This is a genomic window from Fibrobacterota bacterium, assembly GCA_019509785.1.
Taxonomy (GTDB): domain Bacteria; phylum Fibrobacterota; class Fibrobacteria; order UBA11236; family UBA11236; genus Chersky-265.
Map to the genome: position 1 here is coordinate 1 of JAEKLQ010000006.1, position 6,275 is coordinate 6,275.

Here is a 6,275-nt window from a genome sequence, read left to right on the forward strand (position 1 = left end):
TAAGCCTCCCTACCGGACCACCGCCGCCGGCCTCCGCGGGCGCGGCAACTTAAAGAGAACGGATATCATGGCAGACAATCCCGAACACGAATCCCTGGAAGCGCAACCGGGCGTAGACTCGGATGACGCGATGGAAAGCGCCGGACAGGCCGGCGGCGAATACGACAAGCTATCCGCCGAACTGCAAGAGGCCAAGGACAAGCACCTGCGCCTGCTTGCCGAATGGGACAACTACCGCCGTCGCACCGTGAAGGAGAATTTCGATCTGGTGGCCTCGGCCAACGCCAAGCTGCTGGGCAAGCTGACCGATGTGCTGGACGATTTCAACCTCGCCTTCGACCCGAAGCACAAATCGGATAAGCTGGAAGACGTGGAAAAGGGCATGCGCCTCATCTACAACAAATTCAAGAACATCCTCTCCGAGGAAGGGTTGACCGAAGTCGATCCGCTCGGGGCGGAATTCGATCCGAACCTGCACGACGCCCTGATGCAGCAGCCCAGCGACAAGGTTCCCGAGAACCACGTCAGCCAGGTGTTGATGAAGGGGTATAAGGCCAAGGATAAGATCCTCAAGCACGCCAAAGTCATCGTATCGACCGGGAAGGCCTCCTAAGGGGCGCGTCGGCTAACAGAGTTATCGAAAGGGAACAGTACCATGGGCAAGATCATCGGCATCGATTTGGGCACCACCAACTCCTGCGTCGCGGTCATGGAGGGCGGCAAGCCCACCGTGATCCCCAACGCCGAAGGCCACCGGACCACGCCGTCCATCGTGGCTTTCACCAAGAACAACGAACGTCTGGTCGGCCACGTGGCCAAGCGCCAGGCCATCACTAACGCCGAACGCACCGTGTATTCCATCAAGCGTTTCATGGGCCGCACCGGCAGCGAAGTGGATCAGGAACGCAGCCGCGTCCCCTATAAGGTCGTGGGCAGCGGCGGCGAACCCGTGGCCGTCGAGATCGACGGGAAGAAGTACACCCCGCCCGAAGTCTCGGCCATGATCCTGCAGGCCATGAAGAAGATCGCCGAGGACTACCTGGGCGAATCCGTAACCCAGGCCGTGGTGACCGTGCCGGCCTATTTCAATGACGCCCAGCGCCAGGCCACCAAGGACGCCGGCAAGATCGCCGGTCTGGACGTGCTGCGCATCGTGAACGAGCCCACCGCGGCCGCCCTGGCTTACGGTCTGGACAAGAAGAAGAACGAAACCATCGCGGTATACGACTTGGGCGGCGGCACCTTCGACATCTCCATCCTCGAAATCGGGGACGGCGTGTTCGAGGTGAAGTCCACCAACGGCGACACCCATCTGGGCGGGGACGACTTCGATCAGGTCATCATCGACTGGATCGCGGACGAGTTCAAGAAGGAGAACACGGTCGATCTGCGCAAGGATAAGATGGCCCTGCAGCGCCTGAAGGAAGCGGCCGAGAAGGCCAAGATCGACCTGTCGGGTTCGACCACGACCAATATCAACCTGCCCTTCATCACCGCCGATGCTTCGGGCCCGAAGCATCTGGACCTGACCCTCACGCGGGCCAAGTTCAACCAATTGACCCAGGCCCTGGTGGACAAGAGCATCGAGCCTTGCATCAAGGCCCTGAAGGACGCGGGCAAGAAGAAGGAAGACATCGACGAGGTGATCCTCGTGGGCGGTTCCACCCGTATCCCGGCCATCCAGGATAAGGTGAAGGAATTCTTCGGCAAGGAACCCCATAAGGGCGTGAACCCGGACGAGGTCGTGGCCGTGGGCGCCGCCGTGCAGGCGGGCGTGCTGGCCGGCGACAGCGCCGTGAAGGACGTGCTCTTGCTCGACGTGACCCCGCTGTCCTTGGGCATCGAGACCCTGGGCGGCGTGATGACCAAGCTCATCGAGCGCAATACGACCATTCCCACGCGCAAGAGCCAGACGTTCTCGACCGCCGAGGACAATCAGCCCGCGGTGAGCATCCACGTCATGCAGGGCGAACGCGAGATGGCGCGGCATAACCGCACCCTGGGCCGCTTCGAACTGACCGGCATCCCGCCGGCGCCTCGCGGCATGCCCCAGATCGAAGTGACCTTCGATATCGACGCCAACGGCATCGTGCACGTGACGGCGAAGGACAAGGCCACCGGCAAGGAGCAGAAGATCAAAATCGAAGCCTCCTCGGGCATCTCGGACGCCGACATCAACCGCATGGTGAAGGAAGCCGAAGCCAACGCCGAGCTGGACAAGCAGGAAAAGGAAAAAGCCGAGGTCAAGAACCAGGCCGAGCACATGGTGTATAGCACCGAGAAGCTGGTCAAGGAGCATGGGGACAAAATCCCGGCCGCGGACAAGGAAGCCGTCGAGGCCGCCGTGGCCGAGCTGAAGAAGGTGCAGGGATTGGACGATCTCGAAGCCATCAAGGCCGCCATCAAGAAAGTGGAGGAATCGTCCCACAAGCTTTCCGAGGCCATGTACAAGAACGCCGCCGAGAACGCCCAGGCCGGGGCCGGCAACGCTTCGGCGGATGGCGGCGCCCAAGCGGGCGGCGATCAGGGCAAGCCGAAGGGTTCCAAAGGCAAGGACGGCGACGCCGTGGATGCCGACTTCGAAGTAGTCGAGTAAGGTAGGCGGATGTCGAAACGGGATTACTACGAGGTACTCGGGATTACCAAGGACGCGGACGTCGCCGCCATCAAGTCCGCGTATAAGAAATTGGCGATCAAGTACCATCCGGACAAGAATCCCGGCGACAAGGCCGCGGAGGAGAAGTTCAAGGAAGCGGCCGAAGCCTATGGGGTGTTGTGCGACGCCCAGAAACGGGCGCAGTACGATCGCTTCGGCCATGCCGGGGTCCAAGGCGGATCGGGCGGTCCCGAGGGCTTCTCCAATTTCGAAGACATCTTCAGCGCCTTCGGGGACATCTTCGGGGGCGACGTGTTCGGGCGGGGCGGTGGAGGCCGTGGGCGCGGGCGCGGAGGCCCGCCGCGCGGGCAAGACGTGCAAATCGCCCTCACCATCACTTTGAGCGACGTCGCCAACGGAGTGACCAAGAAGGTCAAGCTCAGGCGCTATAATAAGTGCGCGACTTGCGCGGGCCAAGGCGGCACGGGTAAGCAGACTTGCAACGTATGCGCCGGGCAAGGCCAGGTGCGGCAGGTGCAGAGTTCGTTCTTCGGGCAGATCGTGAACGTGACCACCTGCCCCGAATGCGGCGGGATGGGCACCCTTATCAAGACCAAGTGCGCCGACTGCCATGGCCAGGGGCGCAAGCAGGATGAAGTGACGCTTTCCATCGACGTCCCCGCGGGCGTGGAAGAGAGCAATTACCTGACCCTGCGCGGCGAAGGCCATGCGGGGCCGCAGGGCGGTCCCAGCGGCGATCTGATCGTGGCCATCAAGGAAGCGGAGGACGAAACCTTCGAGCGCCGCGGCACCGACTTGTACATGCAGGTCGAAGTGCCGTATACCACGGTGGCCTTAGGCGGCGACATCCGGGTGCAGACCCTGGACGGCGAGGTGGACCTCAAGATCCCCGCGGGAACCCAGAGCGAAAAGCTGATGCGCCTGCGGAGCAAGGGGCTTCCCGATCTCAACAGCGGACAGCGCGGCAGCCAATACGTGAAGATCCACGTGCACACGCCCGAGAACCTGAGCGCCAAGGAAATCGAGGTCCTCAAGGAGCTGGAACGAGTGCAGGAGAAGGAGCACCCCAAATCCTTCTTCCAGAAGGCAAAGACTTTTTTCACCTAGCGGCGCCTTCGGCGTCGCCCGGGAGGGCGCGCAGGAAGGCATGTCCTTCCCGCGGAATGGATGCAGATGAAGATCTTCATTCTCGACAACGACCCGGAGCTGAAGAAGGAAGTCTTCAATCATTGGTCCATACCCAATACCGAAATCATGGAGAGCAGCGGCGGGCAGAACGCCATCAAGCTGCTGACCCAGGGGGGCATCGGGGCGATGTTCCTCTCCACCGATTTCCTCACCATCGATAACCTCGACATCCTGGACCTGGCGCGGGAGAATAACCCCGGCATCGAGGTTTTCATCCTCGCCAACGTGCGCGACACCCAGAAAGCCGAAGCCGCGGTGCAGCGAGGGGCCCATTCCTTCCTGATCAAGCCCGTCAACGTGAAACTGCTGGAGAGTCTAGCCACCAAGGCCGTCAACCACGGTCTCGCGCGTCGTAACGTGCGCGCCATGGAGGAACGCTACCTGGAGGACGTGCTGGGGGTCTCCCCCGCCATGAAGAAGATCCTGCGGACCGTGACCAAGGTGGCGCCCACCAATAGCACTATCCTGATCTCCGGGGAAAGTGGCACCGGCAAGGAGTTCATGGCCAACATCATCCACCGGCTGAGCAGCCGGGCGGACGAGAGCTTCGTGGCCGTGAATTGCGGAGCCATCCCGGAAAACCTGGTCGAATCCGAACTGTTCGGATCGCGGAAGGGCTCGTACACGGGTTCGGTGGCCGATCGCAAGGGCCTTTTCGAAATGGCTGATAAAGGTACGCTCTTCCTGGACGAGATCGGCGAGTTGTCCCTCCCGACCCAGGTAAAGCTGCTGCGCTTCCTGCAGGAGAAGGAAATCCGCCGCGTGGGCGACAACGAGAACCGCTACGTCGACGTGCGCGTGATCGCCGCGAGCAACAAGGACTTGATCAAGGCCATCCAGACCGGCGCGTTCCGGGAGGACCTGTACTACCGCCTTTCCATCTTCCACATGAACCTGCCGCCCCTGCGCGATCGACGCAGCTCCATTCCCGGGCTCATCCGCACCTTCGTCAAGAAGTACGCGGCCGAGAACAAGAAGGAGATCCACGGCATGGCCAAGGCCGCCGAGGCCATCCTGATGAATTACGACTACCCGGGCAACATCCGGCAGTTGGAGAACATCATCGAGCACGCGGTGGCCTTATGCGAGGGCGAGAACATCGTGTTGGACGATCTCCCCGAATACCTGGTGAAGGCCCAAGGCGGCCCGATGCTCTTCGCCTTGCCGAAAAGCGATGAGATCGTCATCGACAAGAATCCGAATTCCTTGGTGACCCTCGCCGAGCTCGAGAAGAACTACATACGCAAGGCCTTGGAGATCTGCAACAAGAACCATACCGAGACGGCGCGTCGCTTGGGTATTTCCCGGTCGACCCTATGGCGGAAGCTGAAAGAGCATGGGCTGGAAGATGCCCAAGGCGCCGGTCCGGCCCCGGCTTCGACGCCCTCCTCCGCGCCTTCTCCGGACGCGGTTTCCGCGCAATAGTCCCTCGCCGGTTTCCCAAGGGCTGGCAGGTCCCCATCGGGAAATCGTTTTGTTTGGGAACGGATCGTGCGGTGGGTCGCATCTTGGAACCCTTCGCACGATCCGATCCGCGCGGGACCTGGCAAAGGCGGTCGATTTGGCAAGTCATGGACATACTTCACTATGGCATCCCGATTGCTCTATTCTAATCGGAAAGGAAATACCATGATTCCCAACTTCGAAGATAAACGGGCCGTGAAATTGGAAAAGGTGCTTTCCCCGGATTTCATCCCCTTGTTCGCGGGCAGGCCCCATCGCTCCCTGGTCATCGGTAAAGACGATTTTCTGGATTTGAAAATCATCCTGAACACGACGCAATCGGTGGAAGCGTTCCTCGCTCAGATCTAAGCCGTAACTTACGTTGCAGAGGGTCGAGCGCTTGGGGGGCTGGCCGTTCCTGTTGGCCCTTCATGGACAGTCGTAGCGGTCCTGCTGCGAGCCGGTATAAAAGACGCCATGGTAGTGGGCATCCAGCAATCCATCGGCGGTCGCGCTTCCATCCATTGGGCTGGGCTGGTACCCGTCGCCTTCGAAATATGCCAGCAGGAAGCCAAATCCCGCCGGGAGCACATCGTTCAACAGCAACTCATCATCCGTATCGCGGAAGAAGGCGCCCTCCATGGTATTAAAGTTGAAAGCCACGAGAGAGGATCCGAATTGGGTAGGCGGGTTGAAGGGACTCGGGGTAAAGATGACCCCGCTCGCAAGGGGCCCCGTACAGGCTTCGAAGCCGGAACCGACTTCGGTAAATGGTTCCATGGCGCCGCTCACCCACATCGTACTGGATTTGGAATGGGTCAGGCTGTTCTGAGTGACCCTATAGCTCATGGTAGTAGTGCCGAACGTGCCGGGATAGGACCAGGAAACCAATCGAACGCTTTTGGCGACTCCCGTCCTGTTCGTCCATGTGAAATTGGAATTCAGATTGCCGGCGGCAGCATCATCGTTGTATCCCACGAATTTGACCAAATACGCCTTTGAATTGGTGGTAGTAGTGGATTTGTAG

Annotated in this window: 6 protein-coding genes; 5 read left to right on the forward strand and 1 reads right to left on the reverse strand. The window is 60.6% G+C overall.

What is annotated here, in order from left to right:
• The first annotated feature begins 67 nt into the window (after positions 1 to 67).
• From JF616_00170 to JF616_00190, 5 genes are all read left to right on the forward strand, one after another.
• Entirely contained in the window at positions 68 to 613 is a 546-nt protein-coding gene (locus JF616_00170) for a nucleotide exchange factor GrpE (GenBank protein MBW8886143.1), read from the forward strand.
• Positions 614 to 655: 42 nt separating this feature from the next.
• On the forward strand, positions 656 to 2,596 hold the full coding sequence (gene dnaK, locus JF616_00175) for a molecular chaperone DnaK (GenBank protein ID MBW8886144.1): 1,941 nt from the start codon (positions 656 to 658) through the stop codon (positions 2,594 to 2,596).
• Between the two features lie 9 nt (positions 2,597 to 2,605).
• Complete coding sequence (dnaJ, locus tag JF616_00180) at positions 2,606 to 3,724, forward strand: molecular chaperone DnaJ (GenBank protein ID MBW8886145.1); 1,119 nt, start codon at positions 2,606 to 2,608, stop codon at positions 3,722 to 3,724.
• A 66-nt stretch (positions 3,725 to 3,790) separates the two neighbouring features.
• Positions 3,791 to 5,230: a sigma-54-dependent Fis family transcriptional regulator gene (locus JF616_00185; protein ID MBW8886146.1), complete on the forward strand. Its 1,440-nt coding sequence runs from the start codon at positions 3,791 to 3,793 to the stop codon at positions 5,228 to 5,230.
• 204 nt (positions 5,231 to 5,434) lie between these two features.
• Complete coding sequence (locus JF616_00190; GenBank protein MBW8886147.1) at positions 5,435 to 5,617, forward strand: hypothetical protein; 183 nt, start codon at positions 5,435 to 5,437, stop codon at positions 5,615 to 5,617.
• 60 nt (positions 5,618 to 5,677) lie between these two features.
• Here JF616_00190 and JF616_00195 read toward each other — a convergent pair.
• Positions 5,678 to 6,275, reverse strand: a 598-nt coding sequence (locus JF616_00195) for a hypothetical protein (GenBank protein MBW8886148.1), incomplete at its 5' end; no start/stop codon positions are given.